A 26,963-nucleotide genomic window follows, 5' to 3' on the forward strand; every position below is an offset into this window, starting at 1 on the left:
GGCCGCGCCGTTGTACCCTGCTTGAACGTATTCCCGATAAAGACAATAAAGAGGAATCACCATGCTGGACGTGCCCCTGTTGATCGGCGGCCAGTCGTGCCCCGCCCGTGACGGTCGAACCTTCGAACGTCGCAACCCGGTGACCGGTGAAGGGGTCTCGCGGGTGGCCGCTGCGACCCTGGAAGATGCCGACGCCGCCGTCGCCGCCGCCCAGGCCGCGTTCCCCGCCTGGGCGGCGCTGGCGCCTAACGAACGCCGCACTCGCTTGCTTAACGCTGCCGAGCAATTGCAGGCGCGAAGCAGCGAATTCATCGCCGCCGCCGGCGAGACCGGCGCCATGGCCAACTGGTATGGCTTCAATGTGCGCCTGGCGGCCAATATGCTGCGCGAAGCGGCGTCGATGACCACCCAGATCACGGGGGAGGTGATCCCCTCTGATGTTCCCGGCAGTTTCGCCATGGCCTTGCGTCAACCTTGCGGTGTGGTGCTGGGCATCGCGCCGTGGAACGCTCCGGTGATCCTCGCCACTCGCGCCATCGCCATGCCGCTGGCCTGCGGGAATACCGTGGTGCTTAAGGCCTCGGAATTAAGCCCGGCGGTGCATCGCCTGATCGGCCAGGTGTTGCAGGACGCCGGCCTGGGCGATGGGGTGGTCAATGTCATCAGCAATGCCCCGGCGGATGCCGCCGCGATAGTCGAGCGGCTGATCGCCAACCCGGCGGTGCGGCGGGTCAACTTCACCGGCTCGACCCATGTCGGGCGGATTGTCGGCGAGCTCTCGGCGCGTCACCTTAAGCCGGCGTTGCTGGAACTGGGTGGCAAGGCGCCGTTGCTGGTGCTCGACGATGCCGATCTTGACGCTGCTGTGGCGGCGGCGGCCTTTGGCGCCTATTTCAACCAAGGCCAGATTTGCATGTCCACCGAACGCCTGATCGTCGATGCCAAGGTCGCCGATGCGTTCACCGCCAAGCTGGCGGCCAAGGTCGCGACCTTGCGTGCGGGTGATCCTGCGGCGGCGGATTCGGTGCTGGGCTCCCTGGTGGATGCCAGCGCCGGCACACGCATCAAGGCCCTGATCGACGATGCCCTGGCCAAGGGCGCGCGGCTGGTGGTGGGCGGCCAACTGGAGGGCAGCGTCCTGCAGCCGACCCTGATCGATGGTGTCACCGAACAGATGCGCTTGTACCGCGAAGAGTCCTTCGGCCCGGTGGCCGTACTGCTGCGTGGTGACGGTGATGAAGCCTTGCTGCGCTTGGCCAACGACTCCGAGTTCGGCCTGTCGGCGGCGATCTTCAGTCGCGACACCGGGCGTGCATTGGCCCTGGCGCAGCGGGTCGAGTCGGGCATTTGCCATATCAACGGCCCGACGGTGCATGACGAGGCGCAGATGCCGTTTGGTGGGGTCAAGTCCAGTGGGTACGGCAGCTTTGGTGGCAAGGCGTCCATTGAGCACTTCACGCAATTGCGCTGGGTGACCTTGCAGAACGGGCCACGGCATTACCCGATCTGAGCAGGCGCCGCGACATAACAATAACAAGGCGGCTGTGATCCGCCTTGCTGGAGGACATCCTTGTGAGTTCCGAATTCCGACCGCAACCCCAGCCCGCACCGCGATACCGTGAGGTCTCCATCGGCCACGCACCCGTGGCGGTCACCGAAGAACAGGGCGTGTTGCACATGCGCTCCCTGGAACCCCTGGCCGAGTTGCCGGCGCGCTTGCTCGATCGCCTGGTGCATTGGGCTCGGGTACGGCCCGAGCAGACGTTTATCGCGGCACGCCAAGACGGCGGTGATTGGCGCCGTGTCAGCTACCGCGAGATGCTCGACAGCGTGCGCGCGATTGCCCAGGGCCTGCTGAGTTACGGGCTGTCGGCGGACAAGCCGCTGGCCTTGCTGTCGGGCAACGACATCGAGCATTTGCAGGTAGCCCTCGGCGCCATGTACGCCGGCATTCCCTATTGCCCGGTATCGCCGGCGTACTCGTTGTTGTCCCAGGATTTCGCCAAGCTGCGGCATGTCTGTGACCTGCTGCAACCCGGCCTGGTGTTCGTCAGCGATGCGCCGGCCTACCAGCGTGCGATCGAGGCCGTATTACCGGCCGAAACCCCGCTGATCTGCGTGCGCGGCCAAGTGCCCGGGCGCAGCCAAATAAGCTTCGCCAGCCTCCTGCACACGCCGGGTGGCGCTGAGGCCGAGCAGGCCTTCAAGGCCACCGGTCCCGACAGCATCGCCAAGTTTCTCTTCACCTCGGGCTCGACCAAATTGCCCAAGGCCGTGGTCACCACCCAGCGCATGCTCTGTGCCAACCAGCAAATGCTGTTGCAGACATTTCCGGTGTTCGGTGAGGAGCCGCCGGTGCTGGTGGACTGGCTGCCGTGGAATCACACGTTTGGTGGCAGCCACAACGTCGGCATCGTGCTCTACAACGGCGGCACCTTTTATCTGGACGACGGCAAACCGACGGTCCAGGGTTTTGCCCAGACCTTGCGCAACCTCAAGGAGGTTTCGCCCACGGCTTACCTGACGGTGCCCAAGGGCTGGGAAGAACTGGTCAACGCCCTGGAACAGGACGCCGAGTTGCGCGAGCGTTTTTTTGCGCGCATGAAACTGTTCTTCTTCGCCGCCGCCGGCCTTTCCCAAAGTATCTGGGATCGCCTCGACCGCGTGGCCGAACAGCACTGTGGTGAACGCATCCGCATGATGGCCGGGCTGGGCATGACCGAAGCCGCGCCGTCCTGCACCTTCACTACCGGGCCGTTGTCCATGGCCGGTTATATCGGTTTGCCCGCGCCGGGCTGCGAGGTGCGCCTGGTGCCGGTGGACGGCAAGTTCGAAGGGCGCTTTCGCGGGCCGCACATCATGCCGGGGTACTGGCGGGCACCCCAGCAAACCGCCGAGGTGTTCGACGAACAGGGGTTCTACTGTTCAGGAGATGCGATCAAGCTCGCCGACCCTCAGCAACCGCAACTGGGCCTGATGTTCGATGGGCGGATTGCCGAGGATTTCAAGCTCTCTTCCGGGGTGTTTGTCAGCGTTGGTCCGTTGCGCAACCGCGCGGTGCTCGACGGCTCGCCCTATGTGCAGGACCTGGTGATTGCCGCGCCCGACCGCGAGTGCCTCGGAGCACTGGTGTTCCCCAGGCTCTACGAATGCCGTCGACTGGCGGGCCTGGACGCCGACGCCAGCGACGCCGAAGTGCTGGGCAGCGCGCCGGTGCGCCAGTGGTTCGGCGACTGGTTGCAACGCCTCAATCGCGGGGCCACCGGCAATGCCAGCCGCGTGGAATGGATTGCCCTGCTCGACGAGCCGGCGTCCATCGACCGTGGGGAAATCACCGACAAAGGTTCGATCAACCAGCGGGCGGTACTGCAATGGCGCGCCGCCAAGGTCGAGGCGTTGTATCGCGGCGAAGACACCACGCTGCTGCGTGCCGAGCCCAAGCCTTGAACGGGCAGTATTCGGCATTTGCCGATGTGGCGATTTTCGAGGCCGTGCGCACCCCCTGGGTTGACCTGGGTGGGGCACTGTCTCAGGTCTCGCCCATCGACCTGGGGATCAAGGTTGGCCGTGAAGTACTGGCCCGGGCGGGTATTGAACCGCAGGCAGTGGACAGCGTGCTGGCCGGCTCCATGGCCCAGGCCAGCTTCGATGCCTACTTGCTGCCACGGCATATCGGCTTGTACAGCGGTGTGGCGCAAGCGGTCCCGGCACTGGGGGTGCAGCGCATCTGCGCCACCGGTTTCGAGCTGTTGCGCCAGGCCGCCGGGCAACTGCGGGACGGCGTGCAACTGGCCTTGTGTGTGGCCAGTGAATCCATGTCGCGCAACCCCATCGCGGCTTACACCCACAGGGGCGGGTTTCGTCTTGGCGGCGAGGTCCAGTTCAAGGATTTTCTGTGGGAAGCCCTGTACGACCCGGCTCCGGGCCTGGACATGATTGCCACCGCCGACAACCTGGCGCGGCGTTATGGCCTGAGTCGCGAGGCGGTGGACCTTTATGCCTGTGACAGCCATCAGCGAGGGTTGCAGGCGCAGCGTGACGGCGCTTGGGTTGAAGAGGTGGTGGCGGTCGATAACCAGGTGTTTGAGCTTGAGGGATACCAGCCCAGAGGCATCCGCCTGGCACGTCGGGCCTGTGCCGTCAGCGAGGACAGTCACCCCCGGCCCACCGACCTTGCGAGCCTGACACGCTTGCGCGCCGTGCATCCCGGCGGGGTGCAAACCGCCGGGAACAGTTGTGCCGTGGTGGATGGCGCGGCGGCGGCGTTGGTGGGCCGCGCCTCGGCCTGCACGCGTCCGGCCCTGGCTCGGCTGCTGGCCAGCGCAGTGGTCGGCGTGGCCCCCGAGTTCATGGGCATCGGCCCGGCGCCGGCGATTCGTCTGCTGCTGCAACGCAGCGGGTTGAATCTGGATGACATCGGCCGCTTCGAGATCAACGAAGCCCAGGCCGCCCAAGTGCTGGCGGTGGCCCATGAACTTGAGCTGGACAGCACCCGCCTCAACGTCCAGGGCGGCTCGTTGGCACTGGGGCATCCACTGGCTGCCACTGGCCTGCGCCTGGTCATGTCCCTGGCCCGACAACTGCGTCAGCACAACCTGCGCTACGGGATTGCCGCGGCGTGTGTGGGCGGTGGGCAGGGCATGGCACTGCTGATCGAGAACCCTGCCTTTGGCGCTTGAGTGCGTGATTCTTTCTTTTTCGATGAGGTGTCCCGATGTGGAGCTATGAGGCGCCCCTGCGCGATATGCAATTTGTCCTTGAACACTGGTTGCAGGCGCCCGACAGCTGGCGGCGCAACCCGGCGTTCGAGGCCCTCGACCTGCCGCTGGCATTACAAGTATGGGAGGAGGCGGCACGCTTCAGCCAGGGCGTGCTGGCGCCGTTGAACAGCCACGGTGATCGCCAGGGCTGCCGCTGGCAGGCGGGCCAGGTCAGCACCCCGGACGGTTTCGTCGAGGCCTATCGGGCTTATGTCGAGGGTGGCTGGCCGGCGCTGGCGTGCGCCGAAGCGCAGGGCGGGCAGGGCTTGCCGCAACTGCTCGATGCGGCGCTGCAAGAGATGCTCTACGCCAGCAATCACGCCTGGGCCATGTACACCGGGATCGCCCACGGCGCCTATCTGTGCCTCAAGACTCACGCCGCCCCTTGGCTGCAGGCACGCTACCTGCCCGAGATTGTCAGTGGCCAGGCGTTGCCCACCATGTGCCTGACCGAGTCCCAGGCTGGCAGCGATGTCGGTCTGCTGCGCTGTCGCGCTGACCCCCAGGCGGATGGCAGCTATCGCTTGAGCGGCAGCAAGCTGTTTATCTCCGGCGGTGAGCACGACCTCACGGCCAATATCCTGCACCTGGTGCTGGCGCGCCTGCCCGGTGCGCCGCCGGGCAGTCGCGGCCTTTCACTGTTCCTGGTGCCCAAGCAGCTGGACGATGGCCGGGTTAATGGCGTGCATTGCGATGGTATCGAACACAAGATGGGCATCAAGGGCAGCGCCACCTGCTCCCTGGTATTCGACGCCGCCCAAGGCTGGCTGATCGGTAATGCCAATCAGGGCCTGGCGGCGATGTTCGTGATGATGAATTCGGCGCGCCTGCATGTCGGCCTGCAGGGCCTGGGGCATGCCGAGGCGGCTTGGCAGAATGCCCGGCAGTACGCCGCCGAGCGCGTGCAGATGCGTGCACCGTCCAGGCCCGAAGACGTGGCGGCCCAGGCCGCTGACCCGATCCGTTATCACCCGGCCATGCGCCGTGTGTTGCTGGAGCTGCGCACCACCAGCGAGGGCATGCGCGCCATCGGCTATTGGGCGGCGCACTTGCTTGATCAGGCCGAGCATGACCAGGACTCGTCGGCCGCCCGGTTGGCGCCGTTGCTGACCCCCATCATCAAGGCATTTTTCACCGAACAGGGCTTTCGCCAGGCGAGCAATGCGTTGCAGGTGTTTGGCGGTTACGGCTACGTCACCGAGTTCGCCATCGAGCAAACCCTGCGGGACAGCCGCATCGCGATGATCTACGAGGGCAGTAACGAGATCCAGGCCAATGACTTGTTACTGCGCAAAGTGCTGGGGGATGAAGGTCGTGCCTTTGGCCTGCTGCTGGCCGAGTTGCGTGCCGAGGCCGGGCAGGGCTTGCAGCATGTCGAGTGCGCAGGGTTTTCCCGCGCATTGGGCAGTCTGTGCGACTCGCTGGCCGGCGTGGTGAGCGCCCTGGGTGAACGCTCCCAGGCAGACAGTGAATACCCCTATCGGGCTGCGCCGGATTTCCTCCAGCTCTGTGGCGTGGCGTTGCTGGCCTTTGCCTGGGCGCGGGCTGCGCGGGTCTCCAGGGCATTGCCCGAAGACGATCCGTTGCGTGCTGCCAAGCTGCAAAGTGCCGGGTTCTTTTTCGATTACCTGCCGTCGCGACTGGCGCAACACCTGGGTGCCATAGAGGGGGCGCGCGCCGCACTGGCGTTCGTCTGACGGGATCGGATGCTTGCGGTACTATGGCAGCCCACGTTTTCTGGAAGTTGCCTGGATGAGTAAGCCCGGTCAATTGGTGCTGGTAGCACTGCGCAAGATGATTGCCAGCGGGGAGCTGGTGGCGGGGGAACGCCTGATGGAAATCCCCACGGCGCAACGCTTTGGTGTGTCGCGCATGCCGGTGCGCATGGCGTTCCGTACCCTCGAGCAGGAAGGGCTGCTGGTGCCGTTCGGCGGGCGCGGCTATCAGGTGCGTTCGGTCAGCCCCAGCGACATTGCCGGCGCCGTCGAAGTGCGTGGCGTGCTTGAAGGGCTGGCTGCGCGGCAAGCCGCCGAGCATGGTCTTTGCGACGCGGCGCGTGCGGCGCTGGAGCGCTGCCTGGTGGAAGGCGACCAACTGTTCGACAAAGGCTACGTGACCGAAGATGACCTTGAGGTTTACCACGACCTGAACATGCGCTTTCACCAGGTCATCGTGGAGGGCAGCCACAACCCGGCGATCGCGGATGCACTGGCACGCAATGATCACCTGCCCTTCGCCTCGGTGACCGCGCTGGCGGTGGATCGTGAGGACATGGCCCGTGAATACCGGCGCTTCAACTATGCCCACATGCAGCATCACTCGGTGTTCGATGCCCTGGTCAATCGCCAGGGCGCGCGCGCCGAAGCCATCATGCGCGAACACGCCAATGCGACCTTGCGGTATGCCGAGATCTTCAGCTCAGCCACTGCCGACGCGCGCATGAAGGTGATTTTGCCCGCGTCGTGACGCGGTTCAGATGTCGAGCACCAGCAGTGGCGTTTTCGAGCGTGAGCAGCAGGGCGTGAACTGGTCGTTCAGCGCTTGTTCCTGCTCGGTGAGGAACAGGTCGCGGTGCTCCGGTATGCCGTCCAGCACACGGGTCAGGCAGGTGCCACAAATCCCTTGTTCGCAGGACACGGCAATCTCGATGCCCTGGCTTTCCAGGACCTGGACCACGGTCTTGTCGGCGGGGATTTCGAACACCTGGCCGCTGCTGCCGAGCTTCACCGAAAAGCTCCCGTCGAGGCTATTGTCCACCGACGCCGCCGAGAAGTACTCGCGATGCAGGCAGTCCTCCTGCCAGCCTTGCGCCCGCGCACTGTCGAGTACGTGTTGCATGAAGCCGCCGGGGCCGCAGACATACAGGTGCACATCGTCTGCGGGCGCGGCCAGCACCTCGGCAGCCCTGAGGGCCGTGTGGGGCTGCTCATCGAAATGCAGGAACACTCGCTCGGCAAACGGCGACGCCTTGAGCCGCTGTACAAACGCCGCACGTTCACTGGCGCGGGCACAGTAATGCAGGTCGAAGTCGGCGCCCGCATGGGCCAGGCGCTCGGCCATGCACAGGATCGGGGTGATGCCGATGCCGCCGGCGAACAGCAGGCTACGGCGTGCTTCGTGGGCCAGGGGGAAGAGATTGCGTGGTTCGCTGATCGTCAGGCGGGTGCCCTCGTGTACTTGCTCGTGCATGCTGCGCGAGCCGCCGCGCGAAGCCGGGTCGTTGAGTACGCCGATCAGGTAGCGATGACGCTCCTCGGGGTGATTGCACAGCGAATACTGGCGCACCAGTCCATCCGGCAGATGCACGTCAATGTGCGCGCCGGCACTGAAGGCGGGCAGCGGCTGGCCATCGACCCTGGCCAGTTCATAGCTGCAAATGTCCTGGGCTTCGTTATTACGGGATACCACCACCACATCGATCATGTTCGGTCCTCGCAGGGTTGTCGCGCCGTTCAGGCGGTGGTGGTCGTGATCAGTTGTGGTTCGAGGGTGCGTTCCTTGGCAATCAGGCGTTCCAGGATTTTGCGCGACTGCACGCCGCCGGCATCGATATTCAACTTGAGCAGGTTGCGTTGCGGGTGGGCCAGCAGGTTCTGCTGCTGACGCTCGAGCATCTCCAGGTCTTCGCTGAAAATCTTCCCTTGGCCTTCGCGAATGCTGGCGGTCAGCGCCTCGTCGTGAGGGTTGAAGTTGCGCGCCATTCCCCAGAAATACCAGATCGACGTCTCGGTTTGCGGGGTGATGAAGTCGACCACGATGCTTGCCGCCTTGTGTTCGGGCGCTGCGTGGTAGCCGCCCTTGCCGGCGTGGGCCACGCCGACTTCGATCAGCACATGGCTGGGCGGGGTGAAGCGACAGATCTGCCAGCGGTCCACCGGCACATCGTCGGCGAGGTTGTTGCCGCGCAGGGCCATGCGCCAGAACGGCGGAGCCATGATGTTTTCCATGTGCCTGGCGGTGACGACTTCGTCGCCCTCCACTGTGGTCACGGGAGGGGCTTCGTCGATTTCCTTCTGGCCGATGCTGGAAGCGTGAACGTAGGTTTCGTGGGTCAGGTCCATCAGGTTGTCGATCATCAGGCGGTAATCGCACTGGATATCAAAGAGCCCGCCGCCGTAGGCCCACTGGTCGCTCACGGCCCACTCCAGGTGATGAATCAGCGCCGGGTCCGCCTGGGCCTGATCCCCCGGCCACACCCAAATGAAGCCGTAGCGTTCCACCACTGCAAACGTCTTGTTGCACGGAAAACCGCGCACCCGCTGGCCCGGCATTTCGACGGTCTTACCGTCGGCTCCCATGACCAGGCCGTGATAGCCACAGACCAGGTTGCCGTTTTCCACATAGCCCAACGAGAGCGGAGCGCCACGATGGGGGCAGAAATCCTCGACAGCCACGACGCCTTCCAGGCCGCGATAAAACACCATTTTTTCACCGCAGATCTGCCGACCCAGGGGTTTTTGAGCGATTTCATCGGGTGTGCAGGCGACATACCAAGTGTTCTTGGGGTACATGGCAACTCTCCAGGCGAGGCATTATTTTTATTTAATGGATCCATTAAATTGCTGGAGTCGCTGTCGGTCAATGATTTATTCAATCTTCTTGAGAAAGCATGGGCGATTATCGGTCATTTTTTGACTTATTGGATCCAACGTCGAAAGGCACGGTGATTGCCATTACCGAATTGTCATCGCGGGGGCTGAACCTGCGGATTCGAAGCCGATCAGCGAGCGGTGAGTGGCATAGAGAGGCGTTCTTCGGCACCGCGCCTGCCGGCAGCGAGAAGAACCTTCGAGCCCTTGCCCACACCATGGATGCAGAAGAACGGGTACTCCTTCGGTTCTTCAATCCAAAGAGCCTGCCTATCGAGGGATAACGTTCTAGCTATTAGAGTTTTCCGCGATCGAAGCTAATCTCAGCACTCAGCCATCAATGCCTGAAGTGCGCCAGTGGGCGCGATGGTACGGATGAACATGACGAAAAGGTGTATCAAGCATGTCAACTGAATCGAAATGCCCGTTCAACCACGCTGCGGGTGGTGGCACCACGAACCGAGACTGGTGGCCCCGGCAACTGAATTTAAAGATCCTGCATCAGCACTCCTCCCTCAGCGACCCCATGGGTCAGGGCTTCGACTACGCCAAGGCGTTCAAGAGCCTTGACTTCGAAGCGGTCAAGCAGGATTTGCGCGATGTCATGACGCAATCCCAGGACTGGTGGCCGGCGGACTTTGGCCATTACGGCCCGCTGTTCATTCGCATGGCCTGGCACAGTGCCGGGACTTACCGTACCGCTGACGGTCGTGGCGGTGCCGGTACCGGTCAGCAGCGCTTTGCTCCGCTCAACAGCTGGCCTGACAACGTCAGCCTGGATAAAGCCCGTCGCCTGATCTGGCCGGTCAAGCAAAAGTACGGCCGCCAGATTTCCTGGGCCGATCTGATCGTCCTCACCGGTAACGTTGCGCTGGAGTCCATGGGCTTCAAGACCTTCGGGTTCTCTGGCGGTCGCCCGGATGTCTGGGAACCGGACGAAGACGTTTACTGGGGGGCCGAGACCACTTGGCTGGGGGGAGAAGAGCGTTACGGCGCGCAAAAGAAAATGCAGCAGCCGGGCGATGGTACGTTGGTGGCCGAACCGCAGAACCATGGCAACGAAGAAAGCCGCACCGGGAGCGGCGAGCGCAATCTGGAAAACCCTCTTGCCGCTGTACAGATGGGCCTGATCTACGTGAACCCGGAAGGGCCGGAAGGGGTTCCGGACCCGGTTGCCTCGGCGAAGGATATCCGTGAAACCTTCGGCCGCATGGCGATGAATGATGAAGAGACCGTTGCACTGATTGCCGGCGGTCACGCCTTCGGCAAAACCCACGGCGCAGGCCCGGCGGATAACGTCGGCCCGGAACCGGAAGCCGCTGGCCTGGAAGAGCAGGGGCTTGGCTGGAAAAACAGATTTGGCAGCGGCAAGGGCGGTGACACCATCACCAGCGGGCTGGAAGTGACCTGGACCTCGACGCCGACGAAATGGAGCAATGAGTACCTCGAAAACCTCTTTGGCTTTGAATGGGAACTGACCAAGAGCCCGGCGGGAGCGCATCAGTGGACACCGAAGAACGGTGCCGGCGCCGGCAAGGTTCCGGATGCCCATGACGCTGGCAAGCGGCATGCGCCGAGCATGTTGACCTCGGACCTGGCGCTGCGTTTCGATCCGGCGTACGAGCAGATTTCCCGACGTTTTCTGGCCAACCCCGACCAACTGGCCGACGCGTTTGCCCGCGCCTGGTTCAAGCTTACCCACCGTGACATGGGCCCGCTTGCCCGTTATCTCGGCCCGGAAACGCCCTCGGAAGAGTTGCTGTGGCAGGACCCGATTCCAAAAGTCGACCATCCACTGGTGGATGAACAGGATCTGGCGGCGCTCAAGCAAAAGATTCTCGCCGCAGGGCTGACGGTCTCGCAGCTGGTTTCGACGGCATGGGCCGCAGCGTCCACCTTCCGTGGCTCCGATAAGCGCGGGGGAGCCAATGGCGGGCGCCTGCGCCTGGCTCCGCAGAAGGACTGGGCGGTCAACCAGCCTGAGCAACTGTCGGGCGTACTGAAGCGTCTCGAAGCGATTCAGGGCGACTTCAATACCGCACAGACGGGAGGCAAAAAGATTTCCCTGGCCGACCTGATCGTGCTGGCGGGCAGTGTGGGAGTTGAGGAGGCGGCAAAAAATGCCGGCCGGCAGATCACAGTGCCTTTCACGCCGGGGCGCACGGATGCCTCTCAGGAGCAGACGGATGTCGAGTCGTTTGGTTTCCTTGAGCCGGTCGCCGATGGCTTTCGGAACTACCTGAAGGGCCACTACCGGGTGTCGGCTGAAGCGTTGCTGGTGGACAAGGCGCAACTTCTGACACTGACGGCACCGGAAATGACGGTGCTGTTGGGCGGCCTTCGGGTGTTGAATATTAACGTCGGGCAGAGCCAGCACGGAGTCTTCACGGATCGCCCGGGGGCCCTGACCAATGACTTCTTCAGCAACCTGCTGGATATGGGGGTTGAATGGAAGCCAGCCGCTGGCACCCACGATACCTTTGAGGCGCATGACCGCAAGACCGGTGCAGTCAAGTGGACGGGTACCCGTGTCGACCTGGTATTCGGTTCGCATGCCCAGTTAAGGGCGCTCTCGGAGGTTTATGGCAGTGCCGACGCCGAGGACAAATTTGTCGAGGACTTCGTGTCGGCCTGGACCAAGGTGATGAACCTGGATCGTTTTGAACTGGCCTGACGCTCACGCGTTTCTTGAGAAGGCCCACGGTGTGGGCCTTTTTTCTGCCTGGCCTGGCCGCTATCGCCCTGCGTCACAGCCCCTGAAATCGATCTGCCGTTGCTGGATAAACGCGTGACACCATTGCCGAGTGCGCACTAGAGTGGTTGCGCCTCGACATCGGCGCGTCCAAAGCAAGAGCACTTGGGGTTCCAGGAGGATCATCCACAAGCGCAGGTCATTGCCTGCCCCCTTGTTTTTGACGTTGCATGCCATCGAACCTCAACGGGAATCTGCTCGGGTGATCAAACCGTTATTGTTGCTACGCCGTCGCTTTACCTCTATCCGCTGGCGCACCCGCGTGACGCTCTGGGCCGCGGCTACCTGTGCGGGCCTGCTGGTGGTGATGTTTGCCCGTCTGGCCGACCTGGCACTGATGCAGTTTGCTCAGCAGACCGCCGGGCGGCCCTGGCTGCCGTTTATCTACACACCGCTGGTCGGGATGCTGGTGGTGTGGCTGACTACGCGGTTTTTCGCCGGGGCCCAAGGCAGCGGTATTCCCCAGGTGATCGCAGCCACACGGCTCGCCCACCAAGGCAAGCCCGTCAATCATTTGGTGTCTTTGCGTCTTGCGTTCGCCAAGATAGGGCTTGGCACGCTGGCCTTGACGGGGGGCTTTTCGGCGGGGCGCGAAGGCCCCTCGGTTCAAGTGGCCGCTTCGATCATGCACTTCTTTCACCGCTACCTGCCCAATGCGCGGATTATCCGCCCCGAGGATCTGATCCTGGCCGGAGGCGCCGCGGGCATTGCTGCCGCGTTCAACACACCATTGGCCGGCGTGGCCTTTGCGGTAGAAGAGTTGGGGCGAAAGCTGGAGACCCGAACCAGTGGCGTGTTGCTCAGCACGATCATTCTGTCGGGGATGGTCGCGATCGCGTTACAGGGCAACTACAACTATTTCGGTCACTTTGATGTGCAAGATGTCAGCCTGGATGTCGTCGTTCCTGTGTTGGCATCCGGTATCGGCTGCGGTCTTCTGGGAGGGTTGTTCAGCCGCATGCTGCTGTGGCCGCAACGGCATCGTCGATTCGTTCTCTGGGAGTGGCGCCGCTTGCACCCCGTGTGGTTCGCCGGTGGCTGTGGGCTGATTGTGGCCATGCTCGGCTGGCTCAGTGGCGGTACGTCATTCGGCAGTGGTTACGGCATCACCTCGCAGCTCATCGTGTCCGATATTGGCCTGCCATGGCACGCACCCATCACGCGCTTTCTGGCCACCGTAGTGACCTATTTTTCCGGTATCCCCGGCGGTATCTTTGCGCCGTCCCTGGCAGTAGGTGCTGCGGTGGGAGCCAATGCCGCCGATTTTTTCAATGTGGCCGCTCAACCGATGATTGCGCTCTGCATGGTGGGCTTCCTGGCGGCGGTAACACAGTCGCCTATCACGTCGGCGATCATCGTCATGGAGATGATCGACAGCCATGGGATGGTGATCAGTCTCCTGGCTGTCGCGCTGATTGCCAAAGCGGTCAGCGCCCGGATGGGACCTGAGTTATACCAGCAGTTGGCGCGAGGCTTTCTGCAAGCTCCCGCCACTGCAACGCCAGACAAGCATTAGGTTCTGATGGGAAACGGCGCTGCCGATGCGCCGTAGCCCCCTTGTCCTGTCCAGGTTTCAAGGTCCGTCGCGCTCATAGGTTTTGCGATCAAGTAGCCCTGCGCTTCGGAACACCCCCACTGTATCAACAGGTCGAGAATACCTTGGTTTTCTACGCCTTCGGCAACGACGCGGTAGCCAAGCCCCTTCGCCAGGCCTATCAGGGTTTTAACCAGTTGCTTGTCATTTTGATTGGTACCCAGTCCGCTGATCAGTGATTGATCAAGCTTGACGGTCGTGGCCGGAAGCTCTTTCAAATACGCCCAGTTGCTGTAGCCAGTGCCGAAATCATCAACCGCGACCTCTATGCCAATCTGACGAACGCGCTCCAATTGACGGATGACTTCTTCAGGATTGGTCATCAGCATGCTTTCGGTAAATTCAAGTTCAAAGCTGGCCGGGTCCAGGCCGTGGGTTTGAATTTCATGAATCATCGCGTCTACGAACTCGGCACTTTCCAGATCGCTGACAGTGATATTCATCGCTATCCGCAGGCGCACACCTTGTGCTTTCCAAACAACGGCTTGCCGGATGATTGCGTTGAGCACCCATAATCCAACGGAGGGTATCAGCGCGGTTTTTTCAGCCAAGGGGATGAATTCAGCAGGGCTGATGGGGCCAAGCAACGGATGGGTCCATCGCAACAATGCCTCTACCGAATGACACTTTCCTGAGGGCAGTTTGATTTTGGGCTGATACACCAGGCTGAACTGTTGGTCGGAGCTGACCGCCTCCGGCAACGAACTCAACAACATGAACGCGCGTTGTTGAGCGGCATCAAAATGGGGTTTATAGAGAGACCATCCCAGCTTGCGGTCACGCGCCTCATCTGCCGCGCTGACCAGCAGGCGCAGCCAGTCTTGCTGCCCTGCGCCATGAATGGGCAGGACGCCAATTCCCACTTGCATGAGTATGGGGATGCCGTGGCATTCAACCGGTTTTTTGAAGTCCGTCAGAATACTTGCGCAGATGTGCTCGGTGGTTTGTTCCTCCTCAAGGAGAAAGCCAAACCGGGTCGGGCTTATTTTGTAAAGCAGGCACCGGGCGGGTAAGCGTTTTTGCAGGCGAGATTTGATCGCCAACACCAGGTCTCCCGCAAAGCTATACCCCAGGGCCTTTACGATGTCGTTGAGGAACTTTGGCGAGATAATGTCAACGGCATACACCTTGCACCGGTTCTTGACCTTCAACGCTTGACGGATATCTTCCTCAAGCCTGAGTCGATTAAACAGCCCCGTGGGTTGGTCTATAAAGTTGCGAGACCGCATGCCTTGGATGCGCATCATCACCAGTTCCGCGAAGCCGTTGAGCATGGCATTGTCACGCTCGGTCATGGGGGGGCGGGAGACGGTGTCAATGATGCAGAGACTTCCCAGTGTAAAACCATCCTCCGTGGTCAACGGCGCGCCCGCGTAATAACGAATATGCGGCGGCCCTGTTACCAGCGGGTTGTGTTTGAAACGGGCATCCAGCGTGGCGTCCAACACCTCCAACAGGGAATTGTCCAGCGTGGAGTAGGCGCAAAAAGAGACTTCTCGCGATGTCTGCGTTTCTGTAAGCCCCACGCGTGCCTTGAACCATTGCCGGTGTTTATCGACAATTGAAATCAATGCGATGGGGGCGTTGAAGTAGGCAGACGCCATCTCGACGATTTTTTCAAAGACGTCATCGTAGTCGCTGTCGGGTGGACAAAATTTCGCGACCTCTTTTAGCCGTTCAACTTCATTCGGCGGAATAGGAGCGCCTTCGCCCATGACAATCCTCGGAGTGGCTGTGTTCGTTTAACAAAATATCAGACAGTGCCATCATTATGATGTTGTTTTTTCTATTTACCAGATAGCTCAAGCGTATGCATCCGGTCGGCAGCCTTGATGGCCATGTACTCATCCTTGATCGCCTCAAACCCATATTGATCTTCAAGCCGTTTGACGATGAAGTGCCCCCGCGCCATGTCCTGATAGAAGTGGGTGAACAGCGTATTGATGGTCGCCCCGGTAAAGGCGCCCATCACGGGAACGGCCTGCGCCGCGAATTTGCTGGAAATGGTAAAGCCAAACTGGGTCGCGACCTTGTCGATCAGGATCGCCAGCCATTTGCCCGCTTGCCCCGGGGACAGGCTGCTGATGGCCTTGGAGCCCTGCTTGGCGGCGATTCCCGCCAGTTCTTTCGACAGTTGCTGCATGGCCTGGGTGGTAAAGCTGCGGGTCATGTAGTAACCCGTTTCCGTTGCATCGTCGACCTGGCTGTTACCGCCCATGGCAAACACTTCGATGCAGGCCTGCTTGGTGGCGAGATCACCCAGGTCAAAACCTTCGCTGCGCGCCACATCGGCGACCGCGCGCATCATGATGGTGGTGGAGATCGGCAGTTCAACAAACAGCGCCGCAAAACCGAAGGCTCCGCCGATAGCGCCAGAGGTCGCCGCGAAGGCCTTGTGCAGCCGGGTCGAGGCTGGCTTTTTCGGGCTGTTCTCCAGGCTCTTCAGCGCCGCGCCAGCAGAGGAGTGCAGCGCCGCCGCCACGGCGCCATTGATCCTTTTTGAAACCACCCCCGGCAAGGCCTTCACCGCACTTTCAATGGGGGAGCCGATCATGCCCGACAGCCGGGCGGTCAGGGAGGGTGACTCAAGCAAGCCGACGGCCCGCTTGAGATCCTGGTAGTCCTCGGCGTTGTCTCTGATGCTCACAGGCGTCTCCATGAAGTTTTTCCGGTTCTCATAAAACAAAGACCCGCGAAGACGGCCATCGTGCCGTCACGCTTTACCCATTCTTTACCTGTACGCGTGCGGCGTTCGCCAGCGGGTCGGTTACGCTGCCATTCATCTTGAACTGAATGACGGTATGCATCGAATGAGCTTTCAACCGCGGTACTGGCTGGCGGTGGGCGCCCTGGTGGGCAGCCTGGGATTGATCGCAGGGTGTGCGGGCGATCCGCCAAACCCGCGAGCCGCTTTCAGCGAGCGGGTCGATAAGGAGCTGAGTACCGCTTATCAACCGTCCCACTACCAAACGGCCGGCTGGGACGCAACCTGGCAAGTCGATCAGCAATCGGTGAATGTGGCGTGGTTGGCCCCGGTGACCCAGGAGCGCGTGCCGCTGATTATCTACTTGCCGGGGCTGGGAGAGTCGGCCTCGGGCGGCGTGGCGTGGCGCAAGGCTTGGGCACAGGCCGGTTATGCGGTGCTGTCGGTTCAGGAGCACGCCCATGATCAGTCGATCTTCGCCTCGCAGCAGGCGCAATATGGCGATTTTCGCGGGATGGCGAGCGGTCATTACTCCGCCGCCGCACTGCGCGACAGGCTGTCCACCTTGCAGAAAGTCCTGACTGAGGTTCGGGCACGGGCCGCCAAGGGCGATACGCAACTGGCAGCCATAGACTGGAACCAGGTGGTGGTGGCGGGCTTTGATTTTGGCGCGCAAACCGCCGAGGCGCTCGCCGGGGCGCTGGAGCCTGGCGCTGCGTCGGGCGTTGCGGTTCAGCCCAAGGCAGTGCTGCTGCTCAGCCCTTATGTGGACGCCGATGCCGGGCCAGACCGGTATGCCCGGATATCGGCGCCCGTGCTGTCGATGACCGGTCAGCAGGATGAAGACCCATTCAACTGGGTCAGTTCCTACCGCCAGCGGGAAGTATTGGGTGACTCGGTGAGGGTGGCCGGTAGTGTCCGGTTGGACCTGAACAGTGCGACGCACAAGACGTTGGCGGGCAGTGAGTTATTCAACCGGCCGGCGAAAAAGGCCGATAAAGGCAGTGATTCGTCCGGCGATGCGCCCAAAGGTCGAGGGCACAAGCACGGCGCCAAACCTGGCGGCGGTAGCCCGATGGCGGGCGAACCGGCGCCGGATCCCAAGCAAGTCGCGGCGATCCAGGCCATTGGCGTGGCGTTTCTGGACAGCCGGGTCAAACACAATCCTGCGGCCACTGACTGGCTGCACAAAGGCGCACCCGCTTGGCTGGGTGAGGCCGGGCGGTTGAAGTAGGTGTGTGTGCCGGCTGCATTTTTTTGCCAGGCTCGCGCGGGCTGTGGTGGATTCGCTACTATGGGGTGCACCCGAACCCACCCGCCGTAACTGTTGGAGCCTTGCATGCCAAGCCAGAAGGACATCACCGCCGAGAGCGGCGCACCGATGATTCCTGATCAGCGCCGTGAGCTGATACTGCGTCAGTTGCGCAAGCATCAAGTGCTGAGTGTCCATCAGTTGATGGAGATGTTCGACTGCTCCCACATGACCGTGCGGCGCGACATTGCATTGCTGGAGCAGGAAGGCCGGGCGTATTCGGTCACCGGTGGGGTGCGCATTGCCAGCCAGCTTCACAGCGAGCCGAGCCATCAGCTCAAGGCCGTGGTGGAGTTGCCGCAGAAGCAGGCCATGGCCAAGCTCGCCGCGCGCTTGCTGCGTGCGGACATGACGGTCTACCTGGACGCAGGCACCAGCACGCTGGAGATCGTGCCCTACATCAAGGCACTTGCCGGCATGACGGTGGTGACCAACGACTTCGGCGTGGTGCAGGCGCTGATGGACGCCCCGCAAGTGACGGTGATTCACACGGGCGGGCAGCTGGATCACTCCAACCATTCGTGTGTGGGCGGGCTTGCGGTGGCCACCCTGCGCCAGGTGGTCACCGATATCGCCTTTATCTCCACCAGTTCCTGGGACCTGCGACGCGGGATAACCACGCCTTCGGCGTTGAAGGTGGAGGTCAAGCAGGTGGCCATGCAGTCGGCGTCGCAAGTGGTGCTGGTGGCCAGCAGTTCCAAGTACGGCACCTTCAGCATGTACAAGATCGCCGGGCTGGAGCAGTTCGATATCGTCATCAGTGACGCCGCGCTGGCGCCCGCCGCAGCAGACGGCATACGCAAGCAAGGGGTCGAACTGATGTTGCCGTCCGACCTCACGCCGGCCTGACGGGCCTTTTCGGTCTGCTGCGAGCGGCGAGCGGGGGCGGTAGCGTTGTTTAGCGTGCCTTCCAGTCCCGCAACCATTGCAGGCCGGCCGAGGTGTCACCCCGCGGTCGGTATTCACAGCCTATCCAGCCGTCATACCCCAGTTCATCGATCAGCTCGAACAGGTAAGGGTAATTCAGCTCCCCGAGGTCCGGTTCATGCCGATCGGGCACGCCGGCAATCTGGATATGGCCAATGCCGCCCATGTCCCGGCGCAGTTTCACGGCCAGGTCGCCCTCGACGATCTGGCAGTGATAACAGTCGAACTGGACCTTCAGGTTGCGGGCGCCGACCTCCTTGCAGATGGCCTGCGCCTGGTCCTGGCGGTTGAGGAAAAACCCTGGCATGTCTCGGGTGTTGATCGGCTCCAGCAACACCGTGACGCCGGCCTGCTGCGCCTGGGCGGCCGCGTAGGCGAGGTTTTCCAGGTACACCCCATGGTGCCGCGCGCGGTCGCTTTCCGACGCCAGCAAGCCGGCCATCACATGGATGCGGGTATTGCCCAGCACGGCGGCGTACTCCAGCGCCCGGTCGAAACCGGTGCGAAACTCGTCCTCGCGACCCGGCAAGGTCGCGATGCCACGCTCGCCCGCGGCCCAATCACCCGGTGGCGCGTTGAACAGGGCTTGCACCAGGCCGTTGTCGGTCAGGCGTTGCTGGAGTTCCTGTGGGCTGTACTCATAGGGAAAGAGGTACTCCACCGCTTCGAATCCGTCGGCGGCGGCCGCGGCGAAGCGTTCCAGGAACGGGCGTTCGGGGTAGAGCATGCTCAGGTTGGCAGCAAAGCGAGGCATGGGAACTCCTTCAGACAAAAGGCCAGATCAACAGGGTGACAAGGAAACCCAGGGTACCCAGCAGGGTGGTGATCACCGTCCAGGTGCGCAGGCCGTCAGCCACGTTGAGCCCGGCCAGTTTAGTGAAAATCCAGTAGCCGGCATCGTTGATGTGCGACATCGCCAGCCCGCCACCGCCCATGGCCAGGCACAGCAGGGCCATATGGTTGGGCGTCAGGTTGAGCGTGGCAATCAACGGGCTGATGATACCCGCTGTCGTCACCAGCGCCACGGTGGTCGAACCCTGTACTGCGCGCAACAGCATGGTCAGCAAAAAGCCCAGCGCCAGCACTGGCAGCCCGGTGGTGCGCAGCAAGTCGGAGACCACCGCACCGATGCCGGTGTCCACCAGCACCTTGCCGAACACGCCGCCGGCACCGGCGATCAGGATCACCATGGCCACGCCGGGCAATGCCGAGCCGATCACATCGGACACCTGGGTACGGCTCCAGCCGCGACGGGAGCCCAGCAGCCAGGCACACAGCAAGGTGTCGAGCAGCAGTGCCACCAACGGGGCTCCGAGGACGGTCATGATCGCCCGCAACGTCGACTCGATGGGCAGCAGCGACGTCGCCAGGGTGCCCAGCAGAATCAGGATGATGGGCAACAGGATCAGGCTGACGATCAACCCGAAACCCGGTGCCGGCGCGGGCGGCAGCTTGGCAACGATACTGCTGGTGGACTCTTCGAGGCCCATGTGCGCGACGGCGCCAGCGCCCTGTTCGACGTTCTCGGCGTTGCCGTTATGCCAGGCGCGCAGGTCATCGTTGGTCACGTGGGGGCCGTAGACTTCGGCACGGATATCATCGGACATCGGGTAAAAACGCTGGGTCATGCGTCCGGCCACGCGGTAGCCGACGTAGCACAGGAAGGCCGTGAGCGGCAGCCCGAACATCAGCACTCGGCCCAGGTCGGCGCCCAGTTGGCTGGCGGCCGCCACGGCACCAGGATGCGGAGGCAGGAAGGCGTGCACCGTGAGCAGCGCCGCGCACATCGGCAAGGCAAACATCAGCAGCGGTTTGCGCGCACGGCGGGCAACGCCATAGGCCAGCGGCATCAGGATGATCACCCCCACTTCGAAGAACACCGGCACACCGATGATGAAGCCGGCCACCGTCAACGCCAGCGGCGTGCGCCGGTTACCGAAGCGTTCGATCAGGGTTTTCGCCAGCGCCTCGGCGCCGCCGGACAATTCGATGATGCGGCCGATCATGGCGCCCAGGGCGATGATGATTGCGATATGGCCGAGAGTCTTGCCCATCCCGCCTTCGATGGTGGCGACCAGGTCGGCCGGTTTTACCCCGGCGACCAACGCCACCAGGATGCTCACCAGCATCAGCGCCACAAACGGCTGGAATTTGTACTTGAGCACCAGGAACAGCAGGAGTGCGATCCCAAGGCCGGCGGTTGCCATCAGAATAAGCGGGCTCATAGCATCCACCCTGCGCATTGAACGTGCGAAAGGTAAGTGCCACTGTAAGGGTCAACACTGCAGTAGGGCTTGATCATGCTGGAATGTCCTGTTGTTTTTATTGTTCAGGCACGTGCTCGCGACAGCGTGGCTGCCTCGGGTCGCGAAGGCGTGCATCAAGGGGGTTGCGGGTAAAGCCGGAGGCTTACCACTGGGCGCCGAACGTCTCCCGCAGTTCGTCCAGTGCGGCCTGGTCCAGTGGCGCCGGTCGCGGGGTGCTCATCAGCCAAAGCCGTGCGGTTTCTTCGAGTTCTTCCAGGGCATAACTGGCCTTGGACACGGAGCTTTCCCAGACCACCGGCCCCAGGCGTTCGAGCATCACACCGCGTACGCGGTTGGCCAGTTGCGCCACTTGTTCGGCGACATTGGGTGCGCCAGGGCGTTGATAGTTGATCAATGGGATATGGCCCACCTTCATCACCTGATACGGCGTCAGTGGCGGCAGGATGTCGTCCTGGCTCCACACCCCGGCCAGGGTCAGGGCCACCAGGTGGGTGGAATGGGTATGCACCACGCCACCCACGCCAGGGTTGCGATCGTAGACCTGGCGATGCAGGGCCAGGGTTTTCGATGGCTTGTCGCCCGACACCCATTTGCCCGCCAGGTCGACCTTGGCAATGGCCGCAGGGTCCAGGCGCCCAAGGCAGGCGTCGGTGGGGGTGATCAGCCAGCCATCATCGAGCCGGGCGCTGATGTTGCCGGCGCTGCCCACGGTAAACCCGCGCTGGTAGAGGCTGTGCCCAACCGTGCATATTTCCTCCCGCAGTGCGTTTTCGCGACTCATTGCGCACCTCCGGCCAATTGCTTCAGGGCCTTGGCGAAAAAGTCCCGGCCGCCGAAGTTGCCGGACTTGAGGGCCAGCGCCAGCGGCTCGGCGGTGTTGCTCACGGTGGCCGGCACCCCGGGGTCGATCTGCGCGCCAATCTGCAACAGCTGGACGCCGAGAGCCTTGACCACCGCACCGGAGGTTTCACCGCCGGCGACAACGAAGCGCCGCACGCCACTGTCGCGAAGGGCCTGGGCGATGGCGCCCAAGGCGTTCTCCACCAGTTCGCCCGCATGCTCGACCCCCAGTTGCTGCTGGACCGCCTTGACGTCGTCCGGGGTGCTGGTGGCGTAGATCAACACGGTGTGCGGCTGGTTGCGTGCAAAAGCCAAAGCGTTTGCCACCACCGGTTCACCGGCCGCCAGGGCCAGCGGGTCGATGCGCAGCGCAGGCCGCCCGGCCTCGATCCAGGCGGCAACCTGGCCGTTGGTGGCGATCGACGCGCTGCCGGCCAACACCACTTCGCCGCCTTCCACCGTCGGCAGCGAGGCTGGATCGAAGTCGCGCAGCTTGCCGGCACGGCGGAAGTTTTCCGGAAGTCCCAGGGCCAGGCCCGAGCCACCCGTCAACAGCGGCAAGTCGGCGCAGGCGGCGCCGAGGGTATAAAGGTCCTGGTCGGACAGCGCATCGGCAACCGCCATGCCCAAACCTTGGGCGCGCAGTTCGGCGATCTTCTCGCGCACCTGGGCCGCGCCCTGGGCGATGCTGTCGTAGCGCAGCAGGCCAACCTTGTATGAGGTCTGCGACTGCAGCACACGGACCAGGTTGGCATCGGTCATGGGGGTCAGCGGATGGTGCTGCATGCCCGACTCGTTGAGTAACTGGTCTTGCACGAACAAATGGCCACGGAAGATCGTCCGGCCGTTTTCCGGAAACGCCGGGCAGGCGAGGGTGAAGTCACTGCCCAGCGCCTTGAGCAACGCTTCGCTGACCTGGCCGATATTGCCGGCGGGCGTCGAGTCGAACGTGGAGCAGTACTTGAAGAAAATCTGCTCGCAACCCTGTGTGCGCAGCCATTCCAGGGCGGCCAGGGAGTCGGCGATGGCGTCGGCAACGGGCAGGGTGCGGGATTTCAGGGCAATGACGATTGCGTCTGCGTCCAGCCCGGCCGCGACTTCGTCGCTCGGAATGCCAATGCTCTGCACCGTACGCATTCCGCCGCGCACCAGCATATTGGCGAGGTCGGTGGCCCCGGTGAAATCGTCGGCGATGCAGCCCAGCAATGGGCGTGCGGCAGGTCGGTTCATGGCGCGGTCCTTATACGGAGTCAGGCTTGGCGGTCGGCAGTTCGATGCCCGGGAAAATCTTGATCACCGCCGAATCGTCCTCACGCCCGAAACCGGCGCTGGAGGCCTGCATGAACATCTGGTGCGCGGTGGCCGACAGCGGCAGCGGAAACTTGCTGGCCCGTGCGGTATCCAGCACCAGGCCCAGGTCTTTGACGAAAATATCCACGGCGGACAACGGCGTGTAATCGGCCTTGAGAATGTGCGGCACGCGGTTCTCGAACATCCAGGAATTGCCGGCGCTGTGGGTGATCACCTCGTACAAGGCATCGGCGTCGACCCCTTCGCGCAGCCCCAGCGCCATCGCTTCGGCGGAGGCGGCGATGTGCACGCCCGCCAGCAGCTGGTTGATGATCTTGACCTTGGAGCCCAGGCCGTGCACGTCGCCCAGTCGATAAACCTTGCCGGCCATGCCCGCGAGCACCGCATCCGCCTTGGCATAGGCGTCGGCCGGGCCGGAAGTCATCATGGTCATTTCGCCGGCCGCCGCCTTGGCGGCACCGCCGGAGATCGGTGCATCCAGGTACAGCAACCCGGCGTCTGCCAGGCGCTTGCCCAGCTCCACGGCATAGGTCGGCGCCACCGTGGCACAGCCAATCACCAGGCTTCCCGGGCGCAATGCGGCGGCCGCCGAGCGTTCACCAAACAGGACGGTCTCCGTCTGTTCGGCATTCACCACCACGGTGATGATCACATCGCATTCACCCGCCATCTGTGCCGGTGAACTGCAGGCTACGCCGCCTTCGCTGGCAAACTGTTGTGTGACGGTTTCACGCACATCACAGGCATGCACATTGAAACCGTTGCGCAGCAACGAGCGGGCAATGCCCAGGCCCATCGCGCCAAGTCCAATAACACCGACGTTCTTATTATTCATGGGGGTTCCTGTTTTGTGGTCAGGGGGTGAGACGTGTTGGGCTGATAATCCACCAGTGATCGGATTATGTGAAGTTATTTTTTCAAATAACATATTTTAACATTGGCGGCGTGAGCGTCCCGCAGGCCCCGGGGTGTAAGGAAAAGAGCACTAAATTGACGTCAAATAAAAAGCCTGCCGGGCTGTGTTTAGTTCCGCAACTCACAGCCGATAGCGCCTTTAAGAGTCCATTGCTCTGAAGGGGTACGTCATGTTCAATAAAACGTTGAAAACAGAACTGGCAGCCAGGACGGCCGACGTTGCAGGGTACAAAGGATTGATGGCTGCGCTTGAGCGCTCGATGGCCGTGGTCGAGTTCGACTTGAACGGCAAGGTGCTTCGCGCCAACGATAACTTCTTGCAGGCGTTGGGATATCGCCCGGATGAATTGAGTGCAAAGTCACATCGGGACTTTTGCTTGCCTGCATTGACGAACAGTGCGGCGTACGGCGAATTCTGGGCCGCGCTTCGGGCCGGCAAATTCGTTTCCGGCACCTTTCAGAGGGTCAATAAAGACGGGCAGACGGTCTGGCTGGAGGCCAGTTATAACCCGGTGCTGGACGAACGTGGCCAGGTGTTGAAGATCGTCAAGTACGCGCTTGTCGTCACCGACAAAGTGGCCCAGGAGGCCGCCACCCGCAGCAAGCTCGTGGCGCTGGACCGGGCCATGGCGGTGATCGAGTTCGACCTGAGCGGCAATGTGCTGGTCGCCAACGAAAACTTTCTGAATGTCATGGGTTATGGGCTGGCGGAACTCAAGGGCAAGCATCACCGGATGTTTTGCGAACCCGGCCTGGTGAACAGCGATGAGTACACCGACTTCTGGCGTCGGCTGAATGGGGGCGAGTTTTTCAGCGGGCAATTTAAACGCCTGGGCAAGCACGGCCGCGTCGTGTGGCTGGAGGCAAGCTATAACCCGGTCTATGACGCCGACGGCAAGTTGACCAAGATCGTCAAATTCGCCAGCGACATCACCGAGCGGGTCGAGAAATTCGAAGCCGACTCCCGTGGCGCTTCCCGGGCTTACCATATTTCTGCCGAGACTGAGAAATTTGCCGAGCAGGGCACCCAGGTCATTCAAGAGACCGCCAGCGAGATGCGCCGCATTGCCGAAAACATCGGGGCGTCTGCGCGACTGGTGGGACAACTGGGCGATCGCTCCGAGCAGATCACCGCCATCGTCAATACCATTCGCGGGATTGCTGACCAGACCAACCTGTTGGCGCTCAATGCCGCCATCGAGGCCGCCCGCGCCGGGGATCAAGGGCGGGGATTTGCCGTGGTCGCCGACGAGGTGAGGCAATTGGCGGGGCGCACCAGCCGCTCAACGGCGGAAATCGCCGAGATGATCAGCAAGATTCTCGCCGAGACACGGGACGCGGTGGTCAGCATGAATGCCACCCAGGAAGGGGCGCAGCGCGGCGTCACGTTGGCCGATCAAGCCGGTTCGGTGATTTTGCAGATTCGCAACGGCACCAGCGACGCGGTCGAGGCGGTGAGCATGTTCGCTTCCAAGCTCGATGAGTCCGAAGTGATTCCAAAGACCGCCATCAGCTGGGTGGGGTAGAGCCTCAAGCAGCGCCTGGGTCTTGACGTCGAACAGGGAATAGAAAAAGCGCCACTCGTTGAGTGCAATGCTGTTCACTTAAGCCGATGTTTCAGGCTCAACCGCAGTTGTGGCGAGGGAGCTTGCTCCCGCTAGGGCGCGAAGCGGCCCTGAATTGGGCCTGCTACGCAGTCCAGCGGGAGCAAGCTCCCTCGCCACAGATACTTCTCAGGCCTCCAAACTTCCTTAAGTGAACAGCATTGCATTCCATAGTGGGGTTTGTGATGCCAGTCATTGCGACAAATTGACCCGATAGACAAAAGGCACGGCTCTTGCCGTGCCTTTTGCGTCGCGCTCTGAGAAAATGCCCGCACTTTTTTTGCGGATGCCGACATGACTGCCCTCAAGAACGACCGTTTTCTTCGTGCCCTGCTCAAGCAACCCGTGGACGTCACCCCTGTGTGGATGATGCGCCAGGCCGGTCGCTACCTGCCGGAATACCGCGCCAGTCGCGCCCACGCCGGCGACTTCATGAGCCTGTGCATGAACCCGGAGTTCGCCTGCGAAGTCACCATGCAACCCCTGGACCGCTATCCACAGCTGGACGCGGCCATCCTGTTCTCCGATATCCTGACCATCCCTGACGCCATGGGCCAAGGACTGTACTTCGAAACCGGCGAAGGCCCGCGTTTCAAGAAAGTCATCAGCACCCTGGCCGATATCGAAGCCCTGCCGATCCCCGATCCCCACAAGGACCTGGGCTACGTCATGGATGCCGTCAGCACCATCCGCCGCGAGTTGAACGGCCGCGTGCCGCTGATCGGCTTCTCCGGCAGCCCGTGGACCCTGGCCACCTACATGGTCGAAGGCGGCTCGTCGAAAGACTTCCGCAAGACCAAGGCCATGCTCTACGACAACCCGCAAGCCATGCACCTGTTGCTGGACAAGCTGGCGCAGTCGGTCACCTCCTACCTCAACGGCCAGATCATGGCCGGCGCCCAAGCGGTGCAGATTTTCGACACCTGGGGCGGCAACCTGTCGGCGGCGGCGTACCAGGAATTCTCCCTGGCCTACATGCGCAAAATCGTCAGCGGCCTGATCCGCGAACACGAAGGCCGCAAGGTTCCGGTCATCCTGTTCACCAAGGGCGGCGGCCTGTGGCTGGAAAGCATCGCCGACGCCGGCGCCGACGCGCTGGGCCTGGACTGGACCTGCGACATCGGCGAAGCCCGCCGCCGCGTGGGCAGCAAGGTTGCGCTGCAAGGCAACATGGACCCGACCGTGCTGTACGCCAAGCCGGAAGCCATCCGCACTGAAGTGGGCCGCATCCTCACCAGCTATGGCAAAGGCAGCGGTCACGTGTTCAACCTCGGCCACGGCATCACCCCGGAGGTTGATCCGGAGCACGCAGGCGCGTTCCTGCGGGCGGTGCACGAATTGTCGGCGCAGTATCACGAGTGATCGCGCGGCAATGAAAAAGCCCGGCA

General features: G+C 62.4%; 21 protein-coding genes. 12 read left to right on the plus strand and 9 right to left on the minus strand.

All coding sequences use genetic code 11. The annotated features are described in order from the left end of the window. Nucleotides 1–61: 61 nt before the first annotated feature. The 5 genes from LIY45_RS06795 (at nt 62) to LIY45_RS06815 (ending at nt 7,226) form a co-directional block, all read left to right on the plus strand. On the plus strand, nt 62–1,510 hold the full coding sequence (locus LIY45_RS06795; RefSeq protein ID WP_226475768.1) for an aldehyde dehydrogenase: 1,449 nt from the start codon (nt 62–64) through the stop codon (nt 1,508–1,510). A gap of 62 nt (nt 1,511–1,572) precedes the next feature. Then, nucleotides 1,573–3,447 (plus strand): feruloyl-CoA synthase, encoded by a 1,875-nt coding sequence (locus tag LIY45_RS06800; RefSeq protein WP_226475769.1) that lies wholly within the window; start codon nt 1,573–1,575, stop codon nt 3,445–3,447. Beyond that, on the plus strand, nt 3,444–4,679 hold the full coding sequence (locus LIY45_RS06805; protein ID WP_226475770.1) for a thiolase family protein: 1,236 nt from the start codon (nt 3,444–3,446) through the stop codon (nt 4,677–4,679). Before LIY45_RS06800 ends, LIY45_RS06805 begins: the two co-directional genes overlap by 4 nt. Nucleotides 4,680–4,714: 35 nt before the next feature. Further along, complete coding sequence (locus LIY45_RS06810) at nt 4,715–6,457, plus strand: acyl-CoA dehydrogenase (RefSeq protein WP_226475771.1); 1,743 nt, start codon at nt 4,715–4,717, stop codon at nt 6,455–6,457. Between the two features lie 55 nt (nt 6,458–6,512). After that, the gene (locus LIY45_RS06815; protein ID WP_017475402.1) at nt 6,513–7,226 is read left to right on the plus strand and encodes a GntR family transcriptional regulator; all 714 of its coding nucleotides are present in this window, start codon (nt 6,513–6,515) and stop codon (nt 7,224–7,226) included. A gap of 6 nt (nt 7,227–7,232) precedes the next feature. Here the strand turns inward: LIY45_RS06815 and LIY45_RS06820 are convergent, their stop codons facing one another. Both LIY45_RS06820 and LIY45_RS06825 read right to left on the minus strand, forming a co-directional pair. Then, entirely contained in the window at nt 7,233–8,183 is a 951-nt protein-coding gene (locus tag LIY45_RS06820) for a PDR/VanB family oxidoreductase (protein ID WP_226475772.1), read from the minus strand. A 29-nt stretch (nt 8,184–8,212) separates the two neighbouring features. Beyond that, complete coding sequence (locus LIY45_RS06825; RefSeq protein WP_226475773.1) at nt 8,213–9,271, minus strand: aromatic ring-hydroxylating dioxygenase subunit alpha; 1,059 nt, start codon at nt 9,269–9,271, stop codon at nt 8,213–8,215. Nucleotides 9,272–9,369: 98 nt separating this feature from the next. Here LIY45_RS06825 and LIY45_RS06830 point away from each other — a divergent pair, with 98 nt between their 5' ends. The 3 genes from LIY45_RS06830 (at nt 9,370) to LIY45_RS06840 (ending at nt 13,617) form a co-directional block, all read left to right on the plus strand. Beyond that, a complete protein-coding gene (locus LIY45_RS06830; protein ID WP_226475774.1) occupies nt 9,370–9,633 on the plus strand; it encodes a hypothetical protein in 264 nt (87 codons plus the stop codon). 119 nt (nt 9,634–9,752) lie between these two features. Continuing rightward, entirely contained in the window at nt 9,753–12,023 is a 2,271-nt protein-coding gene (gene katG, locus LIY45_RS06835) for a catalase/peroxidase HPI (protein WP_226475775.1), read from the plus strand. Nucleotides 12,024–12,303: 280 nt separating this feature from the next. Beyond that, entirely contained in the window at nt 12,304–13,617 is a 1,314-nt protein-coding gene (locus LIY45_RS06840; protein ID WP_226475776.1) for a chloride channel protein, read from the plus strand. On the opposite strand, the gene LIY45_RS06845 is transcribed toward LIY45_RS06840, so the two are convergent. Beyond that, the gene (locus tag LIY45_RS06845) at nt 13,614–15,410 is read right to left on the minus strand and encodes an EAL domain-containing protein (RefSeq protein ID WP_226475777.1); all 1,797 of its coding nucleotides are present in this window, start codon (nt 15,408–15,410) and stop codon (nt 13,614–13,616) included. The genes LIY45_RS06840 and LIY45_RS06845 overlap by 4 nt on opposite strands. Before the next feature lie 71 nt (nt 15,411–15,481). Further along, a complete protein-coding gene (locus LIY45_RS06850; RefSeq protein WP_226475778.1) occupies nt 15,482–16,354 on the minus strand; it encodes an EcsC family protein in 873 nt (290 codons plus the stop codon). A 151-nt stretch (nt 16,355–16,505) separates the two neighbouring features. On the opposite strand from LIY45_RS06850, the gene LIY45_RS06855 reads away from it, so the two are divergent. Both LIY45_RS06855 and LIY45_RS06860 read left to right on the plus strand, forming a co-directional pair. Beyond that, nucleotides 16,506–17,633 carry an alpha/beta hydrolase gene (locus LIY45_RS06855; RefSeq protein WP_226475779.1) on the plus strand — a complete coding sequence of 376 codons (1,128 nt, stop codon included), beginning with the start codon at nt 16,506–16,508 and terminating at the stop codon, nt 17,631–17,633. A gap of 105 nt (nt 17,634–17,738) precedes the next feature. Next, complete coding sequence (locus tag LIY45_RS06860) at nt 17,739–18,560, plus strand: DeoR/GlpR family DNA-binding transcription regulator (protein WP_063028990.1); 822 nt, start codon at nt 17,739–17,741, stop codon at nt 18,558–18,560. A gap of 49 nt (nt 18,561–18,609) precedes the next feature. On the opposite strand, the gene otnI is transcribed toward LIY45_RS06860, so the two are convergent. The 5 genes from otnI to ltnD all read right to left on the minus strand — a co-directional run bounded on the left by otnI (nt 18,610) and on the right by ltnD (nt 23,984). Then, complete coding sequence (gene otnI / locus LIY45_RS06865) at nt 18,610–19,392, minus strand: 2-oxo-tetronate isomerase (RefSeq protein ID WP_226475780.1); 783 nt, start codon at nt 19,390–19,392, stop codon at nt 18,610–18,612. Between the two features lie 10 nt (nt 19,393–19,402). Continuing rightward, nucleotides 19,403–20,863: an SLC13 family permease gene (locus tag LIY45_RS06870; RefSeq protein ID WP_226475781.1), complete on the minus strand. Its 1,461-nt coding sequence runs from the start codon at nt 20,861–20,863 to the stop codon at nt 19,403–19,405. 184 nt (nt 20,864–21,047) lie between these two features. After that, nucleotides 21,048–21,686 carry an aldolase gene (locus LIY45_RS06875; protein WP_226475782.1) on the minus strand — a complete coding sequence of 213 codons (639 nt, stop codon included), beginning with the start codon at nt 21,684–21,686 and terminating at the stop codon, nt 21,048–21,050. After that, a complete protein-coding gene (otnK, locus tag LIY45_RS06880; protein ID WP_226475783.1) occupies nt 21,683–22,975 on the minus strand; it encodes a 3-oxo-tetronate kinase in 1,293 nt (430 codons plus the stop codon). Before otnK ends, LIY45_RS06875 begins: the two co-directional genes overlap by 4 nt. Nucleotides 22,976–22,985: 10 nt before the next feature. Beyond that, nucleotides 22,986–23,984, minus strand: coding sequence for an L-threonate dehydrogenase (gene ltnD / locus LIY45_RS06885; protein ID WP_260525253.1), 999 nt, complete (start codon nt 23,982–23,984; stop codon nt 22,986–22,988). 157 nt (nt 23,985–24,141) lie between these two features. Here ltnD and LIY45_RS06890 point away from each other — a divergent pair, with 157 nt between their 5' ends. Continuing rightward, entirely contained in the window at nt 24,142–25,497 is a 1,356-nt protein-coding gene (locus LIY45_RS06890; RefSeq protein WP_026077717.1) for a PAS domain-containing methyl-accepting chemotaxis protein, read from the plus strand. A gap of 372 nt (nt 25,498–25,869) precedes the next feature. Next, nucleotides 25,870–26,937, plus strand: coding sequence for a uroporphyrinogen decarboxylase (hemE, locus tag LIY45_RS06895; RefSeq protein WP_226475784.1), 1,068 nt, complete (start codon nt 25,870–25,872; stop codon nt 26,935–26,937). Nucleotides 26,938–26,963: the final 26 nt, after the last annotated feature.

Origin of the sequence: Pseudomonas sp. MWU16-30323, assembly GCF_020515595.1 — a bacterium.
Classification (GTDB): domain Bacteria; phylum Pseudomonadota; class Gammaproteobacteria; order Pseudomonadales; family Pseudomonadaceae; genus Aquipseudomonas; species Aquipseudomonas yamanorum.